The organism is Terriglobia bacterium (assembly GCA_036496425.1).
Lineage (GTDB): Bacteria > Acidobacteriota > Terriglobia > 20CM-2-55-15 > 20CM-2-55-15 > 20CM-2-55-15.
Genome location: DASXLG010000110.1, coordinates 1 through 2,498, shown reverse-complemented (window position 1 = coordinate 2,498; position 2,498 = coordinate 1). Strand labels below are relative to the sequence as shown.

2 protein-coding genes are annotated in these 2,498 nt (G+C 59.6%); both read left to right on the top strand.

Going from position 1 to position 2,498, the window contains the following annotated elements; all coding sequences use genetic code 11:
• A partial coding sequence (locus VGK48_07650) for a pyrrolo-quinoline quinone (GenBank protein ID HEY2381043.1) occupies positions 1 to 855 on the top strand: 855 nt, incomplete at its 5' end.
• 66 nt (positions 856 to 921) lie between these two features.
• A partial coding sequence (locus VGK48_07645) for a pyridine nucleotide-disulfide oxidoreductase (protein HEY2381042.1) occupies positions 922 to 2,498 on the top strand: 1,577 nt, incomplete at its 3' end.

Genomic DNA, 2,498 nt, shown 5'->3' with positions numbered 1-2,498 from the left:
TCGCACACCCTGCGCCAGAAGGGCGCGCTGAACACCGCTCCGGAGGCGGCGCTGAGCGGCATCTGGCAAAGCGATACAGGTCCAGCCGCGGACGAAGAGGGAAATGTATATGCGGTAACCGGCAACGGAGTGTTCAATGCGGCGTCAGGGGGGCGCGACTTCGGCGACAGCGTCCTCAAACTAGGTTTCACGAGCGCGGGCTTGGCGGTGAAGGATTATTTCACGCCGTTCGACCAGGAGGAGCGTAACCGTACCGACGGAGATCTCGGTTCGGGAGGACCGCTGCTGGTTCCGCCGCAACCGGGTTCGAGCATGCGCCTCGCGATCACCGCCGGAAAAGGCCGCGAGTTGTTTGTCCTCAATCGCGAGCATATGGGCAGATTCAGGATGGGTAGCAACCGGCATGCCGTGCAGACTGTGCGGCTGGAGGGGGGCGTATTCGGATCGCCGTCCTATTGGGAAGGGCACATCTATGTCTGTGCGCAAAACGATGTGCTCTGGGATTTCGTGATCGAAGACAACCGTCTGGCACTGGCCTCCCAGGGTGAGATGCACTTTACGAACCCTGGAGCCGTACCCGCTATTTCGGCGAATGGCTCGAAAGACGGAATCGTCTGGCTGATCGAAACCAGCCGAGGGCACGCGAGTAATGTTCCCGCGGTGCTGCACGCCTACGATGCCCGGAACGTCGCCCTCGAGTTATACAACAGCGCCCAAAACAGCGGGCGCGATCAGGCCGGCGCGTCGCTGCACTTCACCATTCCGACGGTGGCGGATGGCCGCGTCTATGTGCCCGCCTCCCGTGAGTTGGACATATACGGCCTGCTGAGCGCAAAGCCGGATCTGAGACAATAGCAATAGATCGCCCCGATTTGCAACTGGAATTGCGGGCTCCTGCCTGGTCTGTGGTGAACAAAACAGGTGAATAAAACAATGCAAGCGCAGGACGGCGCCAAGCTTGTCCTCGCGTTCGGTCTGACATTTCAGGATCTGTATGAGCGCCAAGGGCTGCTCAAGCTGGACGGCTTCTTTCTGGACGAGCTACGCCAAGCGGCCCCCGAACTACGCGAACGGCTGCTCAAAGCTCGCGAAGATCCGCCCGCGCCGCATAACAAGACGGCCTCCGAGCTGATCATCGAATTGGCCCCTTATGTCGACGATTTTGTCGGCAAGTTGTTCGCTATCGAGAATGATCTCGCGCGACTGCAGAGCAAGCATTCCGAACTGGCCCCGCTCTACGCGGTGAAGCGAAAATTCGTGCAGCGTAAGGCGCTCACGGGTTTTACTGTGGAATCGGCGAGTGAGATCGACGGATTTGCTGTGGCGGCGGAGATCGAAACCCTGATCGCGGAGCCGCTGACCGAACTGGGCTTTGCGACGCATGTCTCCAAGTGGCTGGAAAACGAAACGGCGTATCATGAACATCTCCGCTTAGCGACGTTATACGCGGCGTGGGCCACGCTGTCTCCGCAAGGGAAGGCTAAGCACGGCCGCGGCGTCCTGTTTAAAATTCCCCACAAACTCGACATGCATCACCTGGTGCCCGTGGAATCGCTTGCGAGCGATGGACTGGTGCTGCTCGAGTTAAACGGCGACCACCGGCGCCACCGGGAGGGCTTTCAGCTTACCGATCCCGGAACGAACCTGACCGGGGCCTTGGACCAGGCCCATTACTGCATCAAGTGCCACCACCAGGCGAAGGACAGTTGTTCGACGGGTCTGAAAGAGAAGACCGGCGCGTATAAGGCGAGCGTCTTCGGGGTTCCTCTCGCCGGGTGTCCGCTGGACGAAAAGATTTCCGAGATGAACGTCGTGAAGGGTCACGGCAATCCGATCGGCGCGCTGGCTATTGTCGCGATTGATAATCCCATGGCCGCCGGTACGGGACATCGCATCTGCAACGACTGCATGAAATCCTGCATTTTTCAGAAGCAGGAACCCGTGGATATTCCGCAGGTGGAAACGCGCACATTGAAAGATGTGCTCGAGCTGCCCTGGGGTTTTGAGATTTACGGTCTACTGACGCGTTGGAATCCGGTCAATTTCGCGCGTCCGTATCCGCGCGCGGCGAGCGGCTACAAGGTGCTTGTCGTAGGGCTGGGGCCGGCGGGCTTCACTTTGTCGCATCATCTGATGAATGACGGGCACACCGTCGTGGCGGTGGACGGATTGAAAATCGAGCCGTTGCCGGAGAACGTCTCGGGAGTGGACCCGTACGGGCGCCGGGCAGAGTTTGAGCCTCTGCGCGACGTCACTGAAATCTACGAGCGGTTGGACCAGCGCGTGATGGCCGGATTTGGCGGTGTGGCCGAGTATGGAATTACGGTTCGCTGGAATAAAAATTTCCTGAAGATCATTCGGCTTTTGCTCGAGCGGCGCGCGCAGTTCAGTATGTTCGGCGGCGTGCGCTTCGGCGGCACAATGACCGTGGATAGCGCCTTCGAGATGGGTTTCGACCACATCGCGCTGTGCGCGGGAGCGGGCCGTCCAACGGTTAT